General features: G+C 40.7%; 17 protein-coding genes, 3 pseudogenes and 1 riboswitch. All 20 genes and pseudogenes read right to left on the bottom strand.

The features are described 5' to 3' along the window. Positions 1-58: 58 nt before the first annotated feature. Positions 59-300: pseudogene (locus J3U91_RS04700) on the bottom strand (arginine deiminase family protein); the annotation flags it as partial. 101 nt (positions 301-401) lie between these two features. Then, positions 402-1,823, bottom strand: coding sequence for an NCS2 family permease (locus tag J3U91_RS04695; protein WP_002818948.1), 1,422 nt, complete (start codon positions 1,821-1,823; stop codon positions 402-404). 8 nt (positions 1,824-1,831) lie between these two features. Further along, on the bottom strand, positions 1,832-2,485 hold the full coding sequence (locus J3U91_RS04690; RefSeq protein WP_002818949.1) for a histidine phosphatase family protein: 654 nt from the start codon (positions 2,483-2,485) through the stop codon (positions 1,832-1,834). Positions 2,486-2,606: 121 nt separating this feature from the next. After that, positions 2,607-3,509 (bottom strand): fructokinase ScrK, encoded by a 903-nt coding sequence (gene scrK, locus J3U91_RS04685; protein ID WP_002818951.1) that lies wholly within the window; start codon positions 3,507-3,509, stop codon positions 2,607-2,609. 794 nt (positions 3,510-4,303) lie between these two features. After that, positions 4,304-5,857: a glutamine-hydrolyzing GMP synthase gene (gene guaA, locus J3U91_RS04680; RefSeq protein ID WP_002818955.1), complete on the bottom strand. Its 1,554-nt coding sequence runs from the start codon at positions 5,855-5,857 to the stop codon at positions 4,304-4,306. A gap of 1 nt (position 5,858) precedes the next feature. Beyond that, positions 5,859-6,422: a hypoxanthine phosphoribosyltransferase gene (hpt, locus tag J3U91_RS04675; protein ID WP_002817151.1), complete on the bottom strand. Its 564-nt coding sequence runs from the start codon at positions 6,420-6,422 to the stop codon at positions 5,859-5,861. Further along, positions 6,419-7,720: an adenylosuccinate lyase gene (purB, locus tag J3U91_RS04670; RefSeq protein ID WP_002818957.1), complete on the bottom strand. Its 1,302-nt coding sequence runs from the start codon at positions 7,718-7,720 to the stop codon at positions 6,419-6,421. Before purB ends, hpt begins: the two co-directional genes overlap by 4 nt. Then, positions 7,717-9,027, bottom strand: a complete 1,311-nt coding sequence (locus J3U91_RS04665; protein WP_002818964.1) for an adenylosuccinate synthase — start codon at positions 9,025-9,027, stop codon at positions 7,717-7,719. The genes purB and J3U91_RS04665 overlap by 4 nt, the downstream gene beginning before the upstream one ends. An 87-nt stretch (positions 9,028-9,114) precedes the next feature. Then, positions 9,115-10,263 (bottom strand): IMP dehydrogenase, encoded by a 1,149-nt coding sequence (gene guaB / locus J3U91_RS04660; protein WP_002818965.1) that lies wholly within the window; start codon positions 10,261-10,263, stop codon positions 9,115-9,117. 65 nt (positions 10,264-10,328) lie between these two features. Next, positions 10,329-10,423: riboswitch (purine riboswitch) on the bottom strand. A gap of 65 nt (positions 10,424-10,488) precedes the next feature. After that, positions 10,489-11,759, bottom strand: a pseudogene (gene purD, locus J3U91_RS04655) (phosphoribosylamine--glycine ligase). Between the two features lie 12 nt (positions 11,760-11,771). Further along, the gene (gene purH / locus J3U91_RS04650; RefSeq protein WP_002818969.1) at positions 11,772-13,301 is read right to left on the bottom strand and encodes a bifunctional phosphoribosylaminoimidazolecarboxamide formyltransferase/IMP cyclohydrolase; all 1,530 of its coding nucleotides are present in this window, start codon (positions 13,299-13,301) and stop codon (positions 11,772-11,774) included. Continuing rightward, complete coding sequence (gene purN / locus J3U91_RS04645) at positions 13,298-13,885, bottom strand: phosphoribosylglycinamide formyltransferase (protein WP_002818970.1); 588 nt, start codon at positions 13,883-13,885, stop codon at positions 13,298-13,300. The genes purH and purN overlap by 4 nt, the downstream gene beginning before the upstream one ends. Further along, on the bottom strand, positions 13,882-14,931 hold the full coding sequence (gene purM, locus J3U91_RS04640; protein WP_002818971.1) for a phosphoribosylformylglycinamidine cyclo-ligase: 1,050 nt from the start codon (positions 14,929-14,931) through the stop codon (positions 13,882-13,884). Before purM ends, purN begins: the two co-directional genes overlap by 4 nt. 1 nt (position 14,932) lies before the next feature. Then, positions 14,933-16,444 (bottom strand): amidophosphoribosyltransferase, encoded by a 1,512-nt coding sequence (gene purF / locus J3U91_RS04635; RefSeq protein WP_002818972.1) that lies wholly within the window; start codon positions 16,442-16,444, stop codon positions 14,933-14,935. 10 nt (positions 16,445-16,454) lie between these two features. Beyond that, positions 16,455-18,680, bottom strand: a pseudogene (purL, locus tag J3U91_RS04630) (phosphoribosylformylglycinamidine synthase subunit PurL). Next, positions 18,680-19,345 (bottom strand): phosphoribosylformylglycinamidine synthase subunit PurQ, encoded by a 666-nt coding sequence (gene purQ, locus J3U91_RS04625; protein ID WP_002818975.1) that lies wholly within the window; start codon positions 19,343-19,345, stop codon positions 18,680-18,682. Before purQ ends, purL begins: the two are co-directional and overlap by 1 nt. 2 nt (positions 19,346-19,347) lie before the next feature. Continuing rightward, on the bottom strand, positions 19,348-19,611 hold the full coding sequence (purS, locus tag J3U91_RS04620; RefSeq protein ID WP_002818976.1) for a phosphoribosylformylglycinamidine synthase subunit PurS: 264 nt from the start codon (positions 19,609-19,611) through the stop codon (positions 19,348-19,350). Between the two features lies 1 nt (position 19,612). Further along, positions 19,613-20,338 carry a phosphoribosylaminoimidazolesuccinocarboxamide synthase gene (gene purC, locus J3U91_RS04615; protein WP_002818977.1) on the bottom strand — a complete coding sequence of 242 codons (726 nt, stop codon included), beginning with the start codon at positions 20,336-20,338 and terminating at the stop codon, positions 19,613-19,615. Further along, on the bottom strand, positions 20,335-21,453 hold the full coding sequence (gene purK / locus J3U91_RS04610) for a 5-(carboxyamino)imidazole ribonucleotide synthase (RefSeq protein WP_002818980.1): 1,119 nt from the start codon (positions 21,451-21,453) through the stop codon (positions 20,335-20,337). The genes purC and purK overlap by 4 nt, the downstream gene beginning before the upstream one ends. After that, positions 21,446-21,940 (bottom strand): 5-(carboxyamino)imidazole ribonucleotide mutase, encoded by a 495-nt coding sequence (gene purE, locus J3U91_RS04605; RefSeq protein ID WP_002818982.1) that lies wholly within the window; start codon positions 21,938-21,940, stop codon positions 21,446-21,448. Before purE ends, purK begins: the two co-directional genes overlap by 8 nt. Positions 21,941-21,982: the final 42 nt, after the last annotated feature.

Raw genomic sequence — 21,982 nt, 5'->3', positions numbered from 1 at the left:
GACAAACTCCTCAGTCGGTTTTCCACAATTCTACCAGATTCAGCAGATACTAGACAGGTTCTAAAGCTTGAACAACCAACCTTTCGAGATACAAAACTTCAACACCTTTTTTCGCAAGGTATCAGCGAAATTATCATGTTCTTTTTGGGCAAGCAATAAATAAGGAATATCATCAAACAACAAAGGTCCCATTATATCAGGCGTCAAATTCTCGATTTCTTTCCCGGGCCGATGAAGTATAACTGTCTTCAATCTGCCAATTTCTGAATTTACGTGGATTGGACTTTTTTCTGTCAGCATTTTTGCTCCTATTTTAATCAAATCTTTTGTAATCGATTAAACATCATAAAGGTAACACATACTGATATTCTGCCATATTTATTAACAAATTCATACTTTCTTTAGTCAGCAAATCTAAAGGCAATTAGAATGAAGTTCACCAAAAACATCAGACTAATGATCAAAACAACCGGATTAATCTGTTTGAACTTTCCTTTGATTATTTTTACAAAAATATAAAAGATGAATCCGGCAGCAATTCCATAAGAAATCGAATAAGACAAGGCCATAAATACAGAAGTAAAGAACGATGGAATAGCAATTTCAAGATCGCCCCATTCAATTTTTTTGAATTCGCCCATCATTGAAATACCGACCAAAATTAAAATCGGCGCTGTAGCGGCATTTGGAATTACAGAGACAAAAGGAGCAAAGAAAATTGTCAGCAAAAATGCTGCTGCTGTTACGAGATTGGACAAGCCAGTTCTCCCGCCGGCGGCAATTCCAGAAGCAGATTCAATAAAAGTCGTTGTATTGGAAGTACCCAGTAGCCCAGCGCTGGTGGTCGTCACAGTATCAGCCAACAGAGCGCGATCCATTCGAGTTTTGAAACCAGCACGATTTTCAGCAAACTCGCGCTGATCTTCTTTTGTAAAAATCTGTGTCTGTTCGCCGATTCCAAGTAGAGTTCCGATCGCATCGAATAATCCGGTCAAACCCATCGCAAAGACAGTCGCAAGCGTTAACAAGAAAGCGTGCCAATTAGTGAAAAGAGTTGGCATACCTTGATTGGAGAACGAAGCCAGAAAGACTTTTGAAAACTCAGAAAAAGTTTCCGAAAGTGATTGTCCCCAAGAGATATCCGTATTAGTGACCCCCATTGGGATACCGATCAATGTTGTTAAGATCATTGAAATCAAAAAAGCGCCGGGAACTTTCCGCAAACACAAAACGATCAGAATCAACAAACCGATTAGTGCCAGGATTACCGGAGTCTGATTGAAATTGGCCATCTCGGGTGTAACGCTGCCATTGCCAATCATCGAAGATGTTCCCCAGCCGGAAATAACATCGGTTTTATCGATAATGAAATTGATAAATCCGGCATTCTTTAAGCCGATATAAGTAACAAACAAGCCAATCCCGCCGGCAATTGCGGCTTTTAGCTCCACGGGGATCGCTTTAACAATCGCCCGTCTTCCATGCGTCAGAGTAATAATTAAATCAAAAGTCCCAACCAAAAAAACGATTGCCAGAGCCTGCTGCCATTTAAAATGAAAACCAAAAACGATTGTGTAGGTGAAATAGGCCTGCATGCCAATTCCAGGAGCCAAGGCAAAAGGAACATTGGCAAACAATCCCATAAATAATGTTCCGATCGTCGAAACGATAATCGAAGCCAAAAAAACGCCCTTTTTCGGCATACCGGTTTGTCCTAAGATCTGTGGGTTTAAAAAGAAAATATAAACCATTGATAGAAAAGTCGTAAAACCGGCAATGACTTCTCTTTTGACATTCGTGTGATACTTTTCTAACTGAAACATATTTCTCCTCAAATAAGTGTTGTATTTCCCTTGGTATTAATTTCCTTCAAATAACCGACTTCGTCATAGCTTTCAATCGTGAAATGCTCATCATCTGTCGTCTGCAAAATCGAAGTCGAGGTATTTTTTAACGAAGAAATATTTTCATTTCCAGTTAATGCTTTAATTCCGAGCTGAATAATAGATCCGTGAGAAAAAATCAAAAGATTTTCATCATCGTTAATTTCTTTAATGCGGTGAATAATTCCTGTTTTAAAACGTTCCCTTGCCTTGGAAAAATTTTCAACGCCAAAATGTAAAAAACGTGGATCATCTTCTCTGGCGATTAATTTGGCGAAAAGCTCGGGATGCTTGTTAACAACCTGTTTTTTCGTCAAACCCTCCCAATCGCCAAAAGCAAGCTCGCGGAAATTTTCATCATCGATGATTCTTTCTTTGGAATGTTTCTTTGAATCGGCCAATGTTATCTCAGCCGTTCTTCTAGCTCGTTTAATCGGGCTCGTATAAACAGCCGAAAATGAAAAATGGTCGAGAAAAGCGGCCAAATCCCTGCAATCCTTTTTGCTTGATTCTAGAAGCGGCGAATCCCCATTAGCTCCCTGAAATCTCTCTTCTAAATTCCATTCAGTTCGCCCGTGTCTAATGATAAAAATTCGCTTCATACAAAATAGAATACAATTTTTTGAAGATAAAAACAGCAAAACTCGAACGTTTATAAAATTTTAGCCTTAAAAAGAAGCAATTTAATAGACATTAATCTCGATTAAATCAAAAGATGTTCGATCAAAGATTGATATTTTCGGCTTTTTGCAAGGCAAAAAGAGCCAGCGCAAAATTACCGTAGGTTGCCGAACCATTATTCTCAATCGTTGGACGAACAATGTAATCATCCAATGAGGGAAGTGGCAAATAATCATTGCTCATTTGTTCAAACTGTTGCCGAGCCTTATACAATAGGCCTGGTCGGCTGGAAACAGAACCACCAAAAATAATTTTATCCGGTCGGAAGGATAAAGTTGCCGACCAAGCAGCTTGAGCGATGTAATAAGCAATAATATCCCAAACCGGATCATCATCGGAAATATTTTCTCCACGGACTCCTGTTCTTGCTTCTAAAGAAGGCCCAGAAGCAAGTCCCTCAAGGCAATCACCGTGAAAACGACAAACTCCGGCAAAATTTGTATCATCGGGATGTTTACGCAAAATGATATGTCCCATTTCCGGATGAGAACGTCCGCCGACGAATAGGCCGCTCTGGATGACACCGACACCAACGCCGGTGCCGAGAGTAAAATAAACCAGTGTCTGGTCCTTTTTAACAGTTCCGAACTGATATTCTCCATAGACCGAAGAATTGACATCAGTTGTAAAAAAGATCGGTACATTAATTGCTGTCTTCAAGGTTCCGATGAAATCGAAATCAGACCAGCCGACTTTTGGCGTTTTCGTAATAAAACCATAATCGTCATAGCCTTCTTTGATTCCGATTGGTCCAAAGGAACCAACACCGATCGCAGATACTTCAAATTTTTGAAAAAAATTAATCGTCTGCAGCAAGGTATCGTGTGGATTAGATGTCTTGAATTTTATTTGATCAACGATATTAAAATTGCTATCGGCTACGGCACAAACAAACTTCGTGCCGCCGGCCTCCACAGATCCTAGTAATTTACTTTTTGCGACCATATTTCCCCCAAGGACAAAAAAATAACAAGAATTATTTTACCCGATTTCAAGGCAAAAATGTTAAACGATTAACCATTTATCATTAAAAAAAAATATTATTATCCAAAAAGAGACCAAAAAAACAATTCATCTGTTTGCAATACATCCCCTTCGCTATCTTTAAACTATAAGACCAAACTTTCGTCAAAAGAAATCCGATAGGAACGCTCAACTCATCAATCCGTTTCAGCAATAATTCCATTTTGTTAACTTGAAAACTCGGTAAACAATTATTACCCCAAATATGTCTCTCGATTACTTTTGGGGGATTAAACAGACAAAGTCTATTATGTTAGAAATTGAAAATGCTAAAACAGAATCTCTCTCGCTTACCTTTTGATCCAGCAATAATTCATAGAAATTTATTGCTCTATCCATGTCCTTCACACAAATATACATATGAAAAAATTACCAATATTTTTTCCCGAAATTTTTGCATTTTTATTCTTTTTTTCATGTTTTGTTGTAATTAATCGAAATATAGGTCTGTGATAATAAATAGTCGAAAAAATTGATTTCCCTATAGCAATTCTTTGAATTTGCATATATAAACAAATCGGGAATCACCTGCTCGATGTTGCAATAATATCCATTTAAACGCCTATTTCTTCATCACATACGTGTGAATATAAAATGCAAAAAAAATTTGGCAAACAGCCATGTATTCTAATCGATCATTTTACTTTTTTAAAGGTCCCCAAATACTCTCAAATCCCCCTAAAAAGCCTTAAGTCTACCTAAACAATCTATTTAATTTATTCCCATTCGATCGTTGCCGGCGGCTTGCTCGTGATGTCGTAGACTACGCGGTTGATGTGACCAACTTCGTTGACAATGCGTTCAGAAATTTTGCCCAGCAGATCCCATGGCAGTTTGGCAAAATCAGCTGTCATGCCATCGACGGAAGTAATTGCCCGAATCGCAATTGTCCAGTCATAAGTCCGACCATCGCCCATGACACCGACCGAGCGCAGACCGGTCAAAATCGTAAAGTATTGCCAAACTGAATCTTCTAAACCGGCTTTGGCAATCTCATCGCGCAAAATCGCATCGGAATCACGCACAACAGCCAACTTTTCTTCTGTAATTTCGCCTAAAATTCGAATTGCCAATCCTGGGCCGGGAAATGGTTGACGCCAGACCAAAGCATGTGGCATTTGCATTTCTTCGCCAAGTTTACGGGCCTCGTCTTTAAACAGAGTACGCAGGGGTTCGATTAATTTAAAATGCATTTCTTTTGGCAAACCGCCAACGTTGTGATGCGACTTAATTGTTTGGGCAGTATCGGTTCCGGATTCAATTACATCCGTATAAAGAGTTCCCTGCGCCAAAAAATCAATCCCATCCAGCTTTTTCGCTTCATCATTAAAGGTTTCGATAAACTCTTTGCCAATAATTTTCCGTTTTTGCTCAGGTTCGCTGATTCCCTCTAATTTATCCAAAAAACGTTTTTGAGCATCGACTTTTATAATGTTTAAGCCAAATTTACCGGCTAATGATTCCATTACCAGTTTGGCCTCATTTTTTCTCAATAAACCATGATCTACAAAAATGCAGGTCAATTGCCGGCCAATTGCCTTGTGAAGTAAAACAGCCACTACGGAAGAGTCGACTCCACCTGAGAGACCTAAAAGAACTTTTTTATTGCCGACTTCAGTGCGGATCTTCTCAATTTGGTCATTGATAAAATCTTTCATTTGCCAATTTGCTTGGCATTGGGCGATTTTAAAAACAAAATTCTTTAAAATTTGATTCCCATACTCGGATAAGGTCGTCTCGGCATGAAACTGGGCACCGTAAAGTTTCTTATCGTCATCGGCAATAGCGGCAATTTTTGTCTTATCCGTCTTAGCCGCAACGACAAAACCTTCCGGTACCGCTTCAACCGAGTCTCCGTGGCTCATCAGTACTTTCTGTCCTTCCGGCGTATTAGCAAACAAAAGCGAATTTTCATCAAAATGCAGAGCAGCCTGACCAAATTCGCCGTTGCCATCATTAGGAAGAACCTTTCCGCCAGGCAAAACATAAGCCATTAACTGCATGCCGTAACAAACACCAAGAATCGGGATTCCCAATCTAAAAATTTCCGGATCAATCGTAAAAGCGTCATCGGCATAAACTGATTTTGGCCCCCCGGAAAGAATTATTGCTTTTGGAACATAATCCTTAATTTCATCAATTGTCATTTTTCTTGATTTCAGTTCTGAAAAAACACCAAACTCGCGAATTCGGCGAGTAATCAGCTGATTATATTGGCTACCGTAATCAAGGACAAGGATCTTATCATATTTTTTTTCAAGTTCTATCATTTTATTTAATCGTATCCAATTTATTTGTATCAATAACTGCAATCACGGGAAGATTACGAAAATAACTGTTGTAATCCATACCATAGCCAACCAAAAATTCATTAGGAACCTGAATACCGGTAAAATCGATCTCGACATCTAAAATTCGGGCGTCTTTTTTATCCGTTAAAACAACCGTCGTAATTGACCTAGCACCCTTTAATTTAAAGTAATCTGTCAGCCATTTCATCGTCCGACCCGTGTCCACAATCTCGTCAACAATCACAACGTCTCGATCAGTCAAATCTGTATCGACATCATGTGTAACACGGATATTGCCGGTTGATTGTGCATGATTATAAGATTTAACGTCAATATAATCCAGATCCACATCCAGAGTCATTTTTCTCAGCAGGTCGGTCGTAAAAATTGCCGCCCCCTTTAATACTGAAATAAACAGAGGCCGCTGGCTCGATTGAGAAAACTTGGCATCCAACTGGTCGGCAATCCGTTGAACAACTGCCGAGATATCGGTTTCCGTAGCCAAAACACCTTTAATGGCAGGATGACTAACTAATGCGTTCATGCTTCCTCCAATCCCAGTCGTGCATAAATTTTATCAACATTTCTTAAATGATATCGATAATCAAAAGCATCATCAATTTCCGCTTGACTGAGTTTTGAACTAATCAGTGGATCCTTTTCTACCAAATCCTTAAACATGAGATGTTCGTCCCAGGAACGAGCTGTTAACGGCTGAACAGTATCGTAAGATTTTTCTCTACTCATCCCTGCATTGATTAATTTCAAAAGCAAGCGCTGAGAATAAATCAAACCGTAGGTTTTTTTCATATTATTTTTCATTGTTTCCGGAAAAACAGCCAGGCCCTTTAAAATATTTGTAAAACGCTGAAGCATATAATCAATTAAAATCGTCGTATCGGGAAGGATTATCCGTTCAGCCGAAGAATGGGAAATATCCCTTTCGTGCCACAAAGTAATGTTTTCCATAGCTGTTTCCATATGCCCGCGAATAACCCTCGCCAGACCGGTCATGTTCTCCGATCCAATTGGATTTCTTTTATGTGGCATCGCCGAAGAACCTTTCTGACCAGCCGCGAAATTTTCCTCGACTTCATGTATTTCGGAACGCTGGAGACCACGAATCTCTGTAGCAAAATTTTCAATGCCGGTCGCAATCAAAGCGATGCAATTAATATAATCAGCATGAAGATCACGAGGCAAAACTTGTGATCCAATTGGCTGGGCCGTTAGCCCAAGCTGTTTCATAGCGTCCTCTTCGACTTCCATCGGGACGTTAGCAAAGGTGCCGACAGCCCCAGAAAGTTTACCAGTCTCAACTGCTTTTGAAGCTCGATCAAAACGCTCGATATTCCGTTTGGTTTCTTCGTAGTAACGAGCCAAAACCAGGCCAAAGCTTGTTGGTTCGGCATGAACGCCATGTGTTCTTCCCATCATGACAGTAGTCTTATATTTAAGTACCATTTCTTTAATCTGGGCCAAGTAAGCAATTAGATCATTTTTAATAATTTTGTTGGCTTGTTTCAAGCGAAGGCCCTGAGCCGTATCAACAACGTCGGTCGAAGTCAGGCCAAAATGGATCCAACGTTTTTCCGGTCCAAGCGATTCGGAAACATCGCGAGTAAAAGCAACGACATCATGATGTGTCCTTGCTTCGATTTCGGCAATTCGATCGACATCAAAAGTTGCCTTATTTTTAATTGCATCAACATCGGCTTGGGGAATTTTACCAAAATTTGCCCAAGCCTGATCAACGGCTATTTCGACTTCCAACCAAGTTTGGTACTGATTTTTCAGTTCCCAAATCGCACCCATTTCAGCTTTCGTATAGCGATCAATCATATTGTATGCAAAACCTCTTTATCTTCCGACCAAGGGTCTTTCAGCAAATGAGTTTGTTCGGCATGCGGTCCAACGGCAAAAGCCAAGATTGGTGTTTTTAACAAGTCCTCAATCCGATTCAAATAATTCTGAGCGTTAACAGGCAAATCCTGGCGGCGCTGAACTTCGCTTATATCTTCAGACCAGCCGGGAATCGTTTCATAAACCGGAACAGCATTTTCCAGGATTCTCAAGTTAGTAGGAAAATGATCCAAGGTCCGACCGTCGACCTTATAGGCTGTCGCGATTTTAATCTCTTTCAATCCAGATAAAACATCCAGCGAATTGATTGATAATTGTGTAATTCCAGCAACCAAAACAGAATGTCGTAAGGCCACTGCGTCAAGCCAACCGATTCGACGCGGGCGCTTGGTGATCACACCGTATTCATGTCCAGTTTCGCGAATTTTATCACCGATTTCATTTTTCAATTCGGTTGGGAAAGGACCCTCCCCAACTCGTGAAGTATAGGCTTTAACAACGCCAACAACCTGATTGATTTTATTTGGTCCGGTTCCGCTGCCAACGGCCGCACCTCCACCGACTGGATTTGAGGAAGTCACGTATGGATAAGTTCCATGATCGATATCAAGCATGATTCCCTGAGCTCCCTCGAAAATAATCCGTTTGCCTTCCTGAGATAATTTATCAAGTAAAACAGTTGTATCGGTCACATATTTTTCCAACTGGCGACCATATTCGACATATTCATCGTAAATCATTTGAAAATCAAAAGCCTGGCCACCATATAATTTGGTAATTTCATTATTTTTTTCGGGTAAAAATTCTTTTAATACTTCAGCAAAAGATTTTGGATCAACTAAATCAACCATCCGAATTCCTCGACGATTGATTTTATCCGCATAAGTCGGTCCGATTCCTTTTTTGGTAGTACCAATTCTTCCGCCACTAGCCTGCTCACAAAGTGCATCCAGAGCAATATGGTAAGGCATGATAACGTGAGCCCGATCGGAAATTCTTAATCCGGATATATCAAGACCACGTTCCTTTAACATTTTCATTTCCAGTAAAAGAGCCTTTGGATTAACCACTTCTCCATTACCGATTACTGCTAAATGATTTGGATTAATGATTGCAACCGGCAAAGAAGACAACTCAAATTTCTCGTTTTGATGATAGACTGTATGTCCGGCATTGTCACCGCCTTGATATCTAACGACTACATCAGCTGTTTGACACAATAAATCAACAATTTTACCTTTTCCTTCGTCTCCCCATTGGGAGCCAACTACGACAATTCCCGCCATGAAATTCTCCTAAGTTCCTAAATATTAATAAAAACACGTCGTTGTCCTCGACGTGTTTTACTATATGCGATTAGAACACGAACATTATCATACGCAAACATAATTTGGAGCTTGCTTGGTTATATGAACATCATGAGGATGAGATTCAACCAAACCAGCATTAGTAATTCTGACGAATTGAGCGTTTTCAATTAAATCCTTAATAGTAGCTGATCCGGTATAACCCATTCCGGCCCTCAAACCGCCCAAATCTTCAAAAATAACATGGTCGACTGTTCCCTTATAAGCAGTCACAGCTTCAATTCCTTCAGGGACCAATTTATTGACCTCTTTGACTTCACCTTGGAAATAACGATCTTTGGAACCGTTTTGCATCGCGGCCATTGAGCCCATGCCGCGATATGTCTTATATTTGTTGCCGTCCTCGCCGACAATCACTTCGCCAGGTGCTTCTTGAGTACCGGCTAGCATTGAACCGAGCATCACGGCGTTTCCGCCAGCCGCAATTGCTTTGACAATATCTCCAGACCACTTAGCGCCGCCATCGGCAATGATTGTTTTTTTATACTTGGAAGCGACTTCGGCAGCATCAGTAATTGCTGTAATTTGGGGAACACCGACACCAGCAACCACCCGGGTTGTGCAAATCGATCCGGGGCCAATGCCGACTTTGGCAACATCCGCTCCAGCCTCGAAAATAGCCTGAGCACCAGCTCCGGTAGCGATATTGCCACCAATAATATTTAAGGTAGGATATGTTTCACGAATTTCTCTGATTTTTCTTAATACGCCTTCTGAATGTCCATGGGCAGAATCAACAATAATTGCATCGGCGCCGGCTTCGACTAAATCCTTAACCCGGTCAAGGGTATCGTTGGTTACACCGACACCAGCAGCAACAATTAGTCTTCCATGTTCATCGGTAGCCGCGTCCGGATATTTATCAAAATCAATTACAGCTTGTTTAACCTTGGATACTTCTTTAGCTTGCTCGGTCAAGAGCATATTTTTGTGGATAACACCCAAGCCGCCGTTCAAAGCCAATTGAATTGCCATTGGACTTTCGGTCACTGTATCCATCGCTGCACTTAAAATCGGAATATTCAAATGCAGGCTTGGCGTTAAATCGGTTCCCAGTTGTACCTGATCAGGAGTAACTTCCGACTTGGCCGGAATGAGCAAAACATCGTCAAAAGTCAAACCGAGTTTAGTGTATTTATTTGAAAAATCTGTCATATTTATCCTCGTCTTTATCTATACAAAAAGGCATCCGCAGAAAGCTTCAAGAAGTCGCTGCAGACGCCAAAAAGACATCCACAGATAGTCCAACATTGGTGTTGGGTAGAAACTGTCAGCCATTATCCGACGATATACCTGCTTGGTTGCTATTTATCTTACCAGAAATAAGTTTAAATGCAAGCCTATTTCCGACGAAAACAGATTGGAATAAATTAATGATTTTTATTGATTATCTCTTTCAAATTTTGCTAGTTGATTGGCAATGTCGTGACGATAGGCAAGTTGTAAATTGCTTCGATCCAAATAGGAATAAACATCTTTTTGCGCTAATTGAATTTTTTTGCATGACCGACAATCGTGGCCACCCGACCACCACTAGATATCAAATTATGGCCATCTTTTTTAACTGCAGCATAATCAATTTGTAAATCCGACGGCAAATCATCTAATAACGGAACTGAAAATCCCTTATCAACATTATCAGGATAGCCGGGGGCAGCAATCACAACAGCCAAATAAATTTCTTTTTTTTTGCCATTCGATCAAGGGTTTTCGGCCATCCATCAGATCGATAATCATTTGATAAAAATCACCTTTTAATTGTGGCAGAACAACTTGCGCCTCAGGATCGCCAAAGAGAACATTAAACTCGATAACCTTAGGGCCACTTTTAGTCAGCATCAATCCGGTATACAAAACACCGGTGAAAGGATTGCCTTTATCCTGCATTACTTTTAAGACTGGTTCGACAATCGATTTAATCACTTTTTCGATAATCGCGAAAGGTATTTGAGCAACCGGACTGTAGGCCCTATTCCACCAGTATTTGGACCCTTGTCGCCATCAAAACGGCGTTTGTGATCCTGAGCAATTGGTGTATGAACAACTGTATTATTTTTGCCGACCAAGCTGAAGAGTGAGAATTCGGGACCCTGCATAAATTCTTCAATCAACAATTTCGTATTTGAATTATTTTTATATAAATTTACTATATAATCTTCCGCCTGCTTACAAGAAGAAATAACCGAAACACCTTTTCCGGCAGCCAATCCGTCAAGTTTGAAGACAACTGGAAAATCGTGTTTAACAAGAGCTCTCCGTGCTTCTGATAAAGATCGAACTATCGAAAAAGCAGCCGTTGGAACATTCGCTTCTTTTAAAATCGATTTCGCAAATGATTTGGATCCTTCGAGTTGGGCTGCAGTTTTATTCGGTCCGAAAATCTTTAGGCCGGCTTTCTTGAATTCATCAACAATTCCGAGAACCAAAGGTTCCTCACTGCCAACAAAAGTCAGATCGATATTTTCTTTTTTTGCAAAATCAACCATCCCTTTAAGATCATCGATATTAATCGGGACAATCTTAATTCGTTCTTCAATCATCCCCTCGTTGCCGGGAGCAACAAAAACCTGATCGACTTGAGGGCTTTTAAAGAAAGTCTTTGCCAAAATGTGTTCACGCGCACCAGCACCAATAATTAAAACCTTAGCCATTTTCCATCATCCTTAATGTCTAAAATGACGATTATGTGAGAAAACCAAAACCACGCCAAGTTTATCTGCCATCGCAATCGAATCTTTGTCCTTGATCGATCCACCTGGTTCAACGATCGCTTTAATTCCATGCTCAGCGGCAAATTCGACCGAATCGTCCATTGGAAAAAAAGCATCCGAAGCCAAAACGGCCTGATCAAAATTCTTTTTGGCTTCTGCATGTTTGAAGGCAATTTTAACCGAATCGATTCGATTTGGCTGACCGGCACCAATGCCCAATGTTTGACCTTGTGCAGCAATTAAAATCGCATTCGATTTAACATGTTTAACGGCTTTTTGAGCAAATACCAAGGCTTCCAACTGCTCATCGGTCGGTTTAGCAGATGAAACGACCTCAAAATCAGCAGCGTTTTCAACTAATCTATCCATTTCTTGAACAACTGCTCCGCCGAGAACTGAAGTAAGCTCCAGTTCTTTTGGTAATGTGTTGGTCATAGCTACGGTCAATAAACGTAAGTTTTTCTTTTTTGCCAAAATTTGATAAGCTTCCTCGCTAAAACCTGGTGCAATGATAATTTCAAGAAAAATTGTGTGCATTTTTTGTGCAGTGGCTAAATCGACTTCCCGGTTTAAAACAACTATTCCACCGAAAATAGAAATATCGTCAGCATAAAAAGCTTTGTCCCAGGCCTTTTCAATTGTGATTGCCTGGCCAATCCCAGCCGGGTTCATGTGCTTTAAGGTCACAACTGTCGGTTGATCTTGAAAATCGGCAATCGTCCTTAAAGCGGCATCGGCATCTTTAATATTGTTGTAACTCAACTTCTTGCCGTGAAGAATTTTCGCCTGCAGAATCGAATAAGCTTTCGGAATGGCATCGGCATAAACGGCTGCGGTCTGATTAGGATTTTCACCATAACGCAAATCGAAGTCTTTGTCATAAGTTAACGTTAACTTTTCTGGATATTCTTCTTTGGAAAGATAATCGGCAATCAAGGCATCGTAAGCTGCCGTATGACGAAAAGTTTTTGCTTGTAAATGTCGTCGAAAGTCATGACTAAGATCGTCGTTTGCAATTGCTTTTAATATTGAATCGTAATCATCCGGATCGACAACAACAATTACATCTCGAGCATTTTTAGCGGCAGAACGAAGCATCGACGGTCCGCCAATGTCGATATTTTCAATTGCTTGGCCATAGGAAACATCCTTTTTTTCAATCGTTTCCTTAAAAGGGTAAAGATTAACTGCCAGTAAATCAATCGGCGTAATCTGGTGTTCCTCCAAAGTCTTCATATGTTCGGAATTTTCTCTTTTGGCAAGTAATGCGGCATGAATTTTTGGATGAAGTGTTTTTACTCTTCCATTCAATATCTCGGGAAAACCGGTAATTTCTTCAACGGCCTTCGCTTTAACACCAGCCTCCGTCAAAAATTTTAAAGTTCCACCGGTCGAAATTATTTCGTAATTATTTTTAATCAGGCCCTTGGCAAAATCAATCAACCCTCTTTTATCGGACACACTTAGCAATGCTCTTTTCATACTGTGAAAACTCCTTTTTTAATTAGTTGCCTTAACGTTTGCGGATATAATCTGTATTCCAATCGATGAATTCTTTTTTCCAAACTTTCCAAATTGTCGCTTTCTTTTATTCTCACAGGGGCTTGAGCAATTATTTCCCCCGAGTCGACTCCATTATCAACATAGTGAATTGTTACCCCAGTTACTTTGACACCATACTCAAATGCATCTTCAATTCCATGGCGACCTGGAAAACTTGGTAAAAGAGCCGGATGAATGTTGATAATTCTGTTTGGAAAGGCCAATAATAAATCCGGACCAATAACTCGCATAAAACCGGCAAGCAGAATCCCACTAACCTGATCTTCTTTTAAGCGGCCAATAATTTCAGTTTCGGCAGCGGCCTTGTCTTTAAACTTTCGATAATCAATATAAGTCGAGGGTATTTCAAGTTTTTTTGCTCGCTGAACAACAAAAGCATACTTATGATCAACAATCAGACGAACGATTTCTACGTTCGGCAATTGTTTTTTCGCATAATTAACGAGAGCCGTAAAATTCGTTCCGTTTCCGGAGGCAAAAACGGCTAGTCTAATCGGATTCATGCTTTTTCTTTCCATGGTTCGTTTCCGTTAAAATTGATTATTTGCTGACTCTTTGCTCGGGAAACAACTTTTCCGATTTGATAGACTTTTTCACCACTTTTTTTAAGTTGGTTCATTATTTCAGCAGATTCGTCAGCCGAAACAGCGGCAACCATTCCGATACCCAAATTGAATGTTTCCAGCATTTCGTGGTTAGAAAGTTTACCGGTTTCCTGCAGTCTCTGAAAAATTTCCGGAATCGGCCAACTACCCCAATTAATTTCGACAGCTGTTTGGTTGCTCAACATTCGCGGAACATTTTCCAGAAGGCCGCCGCCGGTAATATGCGACAGTGCATGGATTTTGTTGTTATTCAAGAGCGGAATCAGCGATGCTACATAAATACGAGTGGGTCTTAATAATTCCTTTTGTAAAGAATCATCTAATTGACTCCAAGTCTTTTTTGCCCGAGTGAGCAATAAATTTCTAACCAAACTGTAACCGTTGGAATGCAGACCATTTGAAGCTATTCCAAGCAGCGTGTCTCCAACCTGAAGTCGATTGCCATTTAAAATTTTATCTTCTTCGACAACACCAACTGCAAGAGCAGCTAGATCATATTCGTCTTTAAAATACATGTCGGGAAGTTCGGCCGTTTCGCCGCCAATTAAAGCCATTTTTGACTGTCGACAGGCTTTGGCAATTCCGCTAACAATTTCGGCCACTTTATCCGATGAAACTTTGTCAATACCAATGTAATCAAGCATAAAAAGTGGTTTAGCGCCTTGAGCCAACAGATCGTTTACAACCATTGCAACTAAATCCTGACCAATTGATTGGTGTTCATTAGCGGCTTGAGCCAATAAAAGTTTCGAACCGACACCATCTGTTCCGGAAACCAAAACTGGTTTACTATATCCTCCCGGAAACTTGAAAAGAGAAGCAAAACCGCCAACACCGGCGAGAACCTGGTCGTTATAAGTCGATTTAACAGCTGTCGACATTTTTTTGACTGCCTGATTACCGGCCTGAATATCGACACCGGCGAGAGAATACGCGTCAACCATTTTAAATACCTTTCCTAACAGAAAATATTTCTGGCATAACAGCAATCGGTTCGGGATCGAAATTAACCAGTCCGGCATCAACCTTGTCCTGCAAAGAGGATTGATAATCATAGATTGGCGAAGGATAATGACCATCAAAATAAGCAGTTGTGAGACCATTGCCATTATATGGTGTCTTCAAATTAATCGAATCGACAAGGCCTTGAACAGACAAGAAAGCCAGAGAGTCAGCCTGAATCATTTCGGTCATTTCTTCCAAACTATGGTTCGCGGCCATCAATTCGTTTGTTGTTTGCATATCGACGCCATAAAAGGAGGGATACTTAAAAGCCGGTGAAGCAATCCGAACATGAACTTCTTTAGCCCCGGCATCTTTCAACATACGAATAATATACATAGAAGTAGTACCACGAACGATCGAATCATCAACCAAAACGATTGATTTTCCATTAACAACTTCTTTGATGGCCGAAAGTTTCATTCGTACTGCCCGCTCGCGTTTATCTTGATTTGGCTGGATAAAGGTTCGAGTGATATATTGATTTTTAACCAGCCCCATTTCGTTTGGCAAACCAGCTTCCTCGGCATAACCTTGGGCCGCTGACAAAGAAGAATTGGGAACCCCAACAACAATATCGGCCCCAGAAACCGGCTGTTCGCGAGCTAGACAACGGCCCATATGCTTACGCGCGATATGAACATTGACTCCATAAATCGTTGAATCAGGTCTGGCGAAATAAATATATTCCATCGCATCAATGTTTAAAGTCACATTATCTGTATAATGATCGATTTGCATTCCTTGATCATTAATGGCGATCAATTCTCCCGGTTGAACATCGCGGACAAATTCAGCATCAGTCATATTCAAGGCAGCTGTTTCAGAGGCAACTACATATTGTCCGCCGGGCAATTTCCCAATACAGAAAGGGCGAAAACCATGCGGATCAAGAGCAGAGAAAAGAGCATCGGGAGTCAACAGAAGAAAAGCAAAGCCTCCGTGAAGTTGTCTTAAAGACTCAGCAATTTTTTCTTTCATTGAATTCTGATGAGAGCGACGAATTAAATGCAGCAAAATTTCCGAATCCGATGAAGATTGAAAAATCGACCCGGTATCTTCGAGCTGTTTTCTTAAAGTCAAGGCATTTGTAATGTTGCCATTATGAGCAAAGGCGATTTGGTAATCGTTAAAATGAACTAAATAAGGTTGAATATTTTCAATTCCGTGAGTACCAGCAGTTGCATAACGAACGTGACCAATTGCCGAGTTCCCTTTTAGACTGGCAATTTTCTCCGGATTACGGAAAACGTCCGATAGCAGGCCGAGATCGCGGTGCTGCCAAAGGCGACCATTGTCGTTTGAAACAATTCCAGCACCCTCCTGGCCACGGTGCTGTAAGGCATGCATACCATAGAAAGTTGTTTGGGCAGCCTCCGGCAATCCCCAAACGCCGAATAAACCACATTCTTCATTCAGTCCACGAAAATCTGTTGCAGTTTGCAATTCCGTCATTTTATCCTCGTTACTCCATTAAATTCGCGATCGAATTTTTCCAGGTTTTGGTCGCTTCTTCTTTATCAATCGAAAAACTGCTTTGATCCGTTTTGATTTGAAAATGATTTCTGTCAGTTACCCGACCAATCAATTCAGCCTGATCACCGGCCATTTTTTCAAAAACCGGTTCTTTTTCTGGCTCAACTGTGACAATAAAACGACCATTCGTTTCCGCAAAAAGCTGTGCATCATCGAGTTTCAGGTTGGCATCAAAAGCAAAGCTTGTTTCAAAAGCCGATTCAAGCAAAGCGACAATCAGTCCTCCCTCGCTTAGATCGTGAGCGGATTTCAATAAGCCGGCCTCAATCGCTGTTAAGATTAATTTTTGGTTGTTTAATTCAGCATCGGCATCAAAGTCGAATAATTTTCCCGAGATTTTTCCCGTCTGCAACTTTTGAATCTCGGATCCATTAAAGTCATTGCCGGTAGATCAGATTAAATAAATCAGATCACCATTCTTTTTGAAATTAATCGTTGTGATTTTGCGATTATCCCTGATCAAACCGACCATCCCGATCATCGGCGTTGGATAAACGGCCCGATTGTCGGTTTCGTTATAAAGCGATACGTTGCCGGAAACAACCGGGGTATTCAGCTGTTTGGCAAAATTATTTATGCCGGCGACAGATTGTTCCAATTCATAATAAACTTCCTGATTATCCGGATTGCCAAAGTTCAAACAATCGGTAATTCCAATTGGCAAAGCACCGGTCGAAACAACATTGCGGGCCGCTTCTGCGATTGCCATCTGCCCGCCACGATATGGATCCAAGTAAACGTAACGCCCATTAACATCAGTTGCCAGCGACAAGGCTTTTTTTGTTCCGCGAATTCTGATTACGGCAGCATCACCGCCCGGTTTCACGACAGTATCGGTTCTTACCATTGAATCGAAATGACGATAAAAAAACTTTTTCGATGAAATCGTCGGTTGAGAAAGAATTTGCATAATAATTTGAAGCGGGTTAGAAATTTTTGGTTGATATTGTTGTTGACTGGCCTTTTTAATATGGACCGGCAGCTTACTTGGCAGTTTGTAAGAAGGTGCTTTGGTTAACAGTTTTATATCAAGATCAGCAACTGTTTCCCCCTGAAAAGATAAACGATAACGACTGTCATCGGTCACTTTACCGATGGCTACAGCATCCAGGCCGGCATCTCTATAAAGATCAATCACTCCTTTTTCCCGGCCTTGAGCAACGACCAACAACATTCGTTCCTGTGACTCGGAAAGCATCAATTCATAAGGTATCATTCCTTTTTCTCGCACCGGAACTTTATCCAAATCAAGCCAAATTCCAGAACCACCTTTTTCACCCATTTCAGACGAAGAGGACAAGATTCCGGCTGCGCCCATATCCTGAATCGCAATTACTGCTTCCGGCATTTCTCTGACGGCTTTAATAGTCGCATCCATTACTAGTTTTTCCATGAAAGGATCGCCAACCTGGACAGCGGAACGTTGAGATTCTTCTTGGGAAGAAAACTCAGTTGAGGCAAAAGTAGCACCATTGATTCCATCGCGTCCGGTTTTGGCCCCAACATAAATGACCGAATTATCTTTTCCGTGTGCTTGCCCGACCTTGATCGTATCCTGATGATCAAGCAAACCGATAGACATAACATTGCAGAGCAAATTACCTTCGTAGGCATCATCGAAAGCAACATCGCCGCCAACAGTTGGAATACCGATAGCATTTCCATAGCCGGCAATTCCGTCAATTACTCCATCGATTAAAGATTTGGTCTGTTCATTTTTAATCTCTGAAAATCTTAGCGAATCTAAAACCGCAATTGGTTGAGCACCCATCGAAAAAATATCCCGTAAAATACCACCGACTCCAGTCGCAGCTCCTTGGTAAGGTTCAACTTGAGAAGGATGGTTATGGCTTTCGGCTTTAAAAACAACTGCCTGGCCATCGCCAATATCGAGAATTCCAGCTCCTTCCCCGGGTCCCTGCAAAACACGTTCGTTTTTTGACCAAAAAGTTTTCAGAATTGGTTTGGATTTTTTATAAGAAGCATGCTCCGACCACATGGCCGAAAATAAACCTGTCTCGGTATAATTCGGCAAACGGCCCATTTCATTTTCAATTATTTTAAATTCTTGATCGGTAAGACCCCACTGTGCATAAATGCGTTCTGATTTGACCTCTTCTGCTGATTTAAGTTGTGGATTAGCAGCTATTGACATTAATTTAAAACCCCACTTGTCTGTAGAATCGATTCAAAGAACGGACGACCATCGATATTCCCAAGTAATGGATCGACGGCTCGTTCCGGATGCGGCATCATTCCAAAAACATTTCCTTTCTCGTTGACAATTCCGGCAATATCGTCAATTGAACCGTTCGGGTTGTCCTGGTATGTAAAAATTATCTGTCGGTTGGCATGTAGTTTTGTCAAAGTTTCTTGATCGGCATAATAATTGCCACCGGCATGGGCGATTGGCAATAAAAGTTGTTGTCGAGAAAGGTTCTTTGTAAAAAGCGAATTGTCGTTTTCAACATTCAGCAAAACCTGATCATAAATAAATCCTGCTTTGGCATTCATTCTCAAAGCTCCCGGTAAAAGCCCGGCTTCAGTCAAGATTTGAAAACCATTACAAATTCCAACGACAAACCGACCTTGATCAGCAGCTTTTTTAACAGCTTCCATTGCCGGAGCAAAACGAGCAATTGCTCCTGCTCTTAAGTAATCTCCATACGAGAATCCCCCCGGTAAAAAGATGGCATCATAATCATCCAGATTACTTTGGCGGGCATCGATTATTTTTGCGTCAATCCCAAAATCAATCAATGCATAATACATATCAAAATCGCAATTGGATCCGGGAAAATCAAGAACTGCAGCCTTCATTTTTATTCCTCCACCGAAGATATTTCGCTTAATTTATAAGTGAAAGTTTCCATATTGACATTGATCAATAATTCGTCAGAAAATTCCTCAATTTCTTTTGCCGCTGCCCTTTGATCTTTTGCCTCAAGTTTTATTTCGAAGTATTTTCCCTGCATAACCGAATTAACGTCTGTATAATCAAGGCGATGAAGAGCCGATTTTATGACTTCACCCTGTGGATCGAGAATTGAAGGCTTGTAAGTAACGTAGATCTTTGCTAAAAACATTTTAATTTTCCCCTGCAATTAATTTGTTATTCAAACGATCCAAAACGGTTTGATAACCAATTCTGACATCACCGATTTTTTGACGAAAAACATCTTTATCAAGCGATTTGCCACTTTCTTTATCCAACAAGCGCATATTGTCCGGAGAAAGTTCATCAGCAAGCAAGAGTTTTCCCTGACTAGTGAACCCAAATTCAACTTTGAAATCGATTAAGGTAATTCCGATTTGATCAAACAGGTTGATCAGTTTTTGGTTGATCAGCTCAGCTTCTTCTTTCATTTGGCTGATAGTTTTTTTATCGGCAATTTCCAATGCTAGAATTTGTTCGTTATCAATAAAAGGGTCATCCAAAGAATCCGATTTAAAATAAAATTCATGAACAGCCGGCTTTAAAGCTTTGTGCATCGGCACATTGAAACGCGAAGCGAAATGGCCGGCAGCAAAATTACGAGTTACAACCTCCAAGGGAACAATTTTAACTTTCCTAACTAAAGCATCACCGTTTTCCAATTCTTTTTGAAAATGATTTTCGATTCCTTGAACAGTTAAGTAGTTAAACAACAAAGCCGAAATGTGCGAAGTTAATTGTCCTTTTCCTTCGATTTTCTCTTTGACTTTTCCATTCAAAGCAGTCGCTTGGTCTTTGTAATGAATATGGACGATCTCTGGATCGTCAGTTTGAAACATATTTTTTGCTTTACCAGAATATAAAAGACTTTCAGTCATTTATTCCACACTTTCAACTTTTTAATTGCCTCATCGCCTAAAACAGTTATGTGACCCATTTTTCTTTGCGGTCTAATTTCCGCTTTTCCATAATCGTGGAAATACCATTCAGGATGATTGACAAGATCATTTCGAGCTTTAGCCAGATCGTCGCCCAATAAGTTTCGCATCAAAGCGGGTTTTATTAGAAGTGGGCCTTGAATCGGCAATCCGCAAATTGAACGAACATGACCTTCAAATTGTGATATATTGCAGCCTTCGATCGTCAGATGACCGGAATTATGCGGCCTTGGCGCCAATTCATTAATTAAAATTTTTCCATCAGGGCGAAGAAACATTTCAACTCCCAAAACACCGTACAAATTAATTTCGTTTGCTAATTTGCTAACTTCTTTTTTAACCGATTGAACTACGGAATCTGTAATAGAAGCAGGAGCATAGGAAAGATGCAGGATATGATTTTTATGTTGATTCTCGGTAATAGGCCAGAGTTTAACTTGATCACAATTATCACGAGAAACCATGACAGAAATTTCTTTAACGAAATCAACCCTTTTTTCTAAAATAGCTAGCAGATTTTTTGGCCATTTTTCAAGCATATTTTTAACATCCTGTTCCGAATTGATGTCCCACTGCCCGTGACCGTCATAACCGCCAGAAACAGTTTTTAAAATTGCTGGAAAGCCAAGCTCTTTTACCGCTACTTTGAGTTCCGCGGGCGAAGCAACTTTTGCAAAATCGGTTGTCGGCAAGCCGTGTGTTCGAAGAAAATTTTTTTCGTTGATTCGATTTGAAGTCACCGTCAACAATTTGACACCTTGAGGGACTAGGACCCCGGTTCTTTTTTGAACACGTGCCAAAACATCTTGATCGACATTTTCAAATTCATAAGTCAGCAGATCCGATTTTTCAGCCAACTCGGTTAATGCCGCTTCATCACCATACCCGGCCACGATCTGAAAATCAGAAACCTGCCCGGCCGGACACTGTTCAGTAGGATCCAAAATACCAACATGATAACCAATTGATTTAGCTGACAGTGAAATCATTTGTCCCAATTGTCCACCACCAATAATTCCGATTGTTGCCGGTGGTAAAATCGTTCTTTTAATCATTGAGCTGTGCATCGCTTTCAAGTGATTTTTTTGTCTGCTCCCGACGAAACATGATTAATTTATTTTCAATTTCTTGGTCTTGCAGGCTAAGAATCGATAAAGCCAAGTAAGCTGCATTTTTAGCGCCGGAATTACCGATCGCCGTCGTGGCAACCGGAATCCCGGCCGGCATCTGTACAATCGACAAAAGAGAATCCAAACCATTTAAAGCATGCGATTGAATCGGAACGCCAATTACTGGAAGGGTTGTGTTGGCAGCCAGCATGCCAGGTAAATGAGCTGCACCACCAGCACCAGCGATCATCATCTGCAGACCTCGTTGACGAGCTCCTTTGGAAAATTCACTCAGTTGGTCAGGCATTCTGTGTGCGGAAATAACATGTTTTTCAATCTCAACTCCAAAATCCTTCAAAATATTGACCGCATTTTTCATCGTTTCCCAGTCAGAAACTGATCCCATTACAACAGCAATCTTCGTGTTTGACATCTGTCCTCCGAAATACTCGTTAAGTGTATAAATAAAAAACGG

Source organism: Oenococcus oeni (assembly GCF_020510245.1).
Lineage (GTDB): Bacteria > Bacillota > Bacilli > Lactobacillales > Lactobacillaceae > Oenococcus > Oenococcus oeni.
The sequence above is the reverse complement of the archived record's forward strand: the minus strand, read 5'-3'. Positions and strand labels throughout refer to the sequence as shown.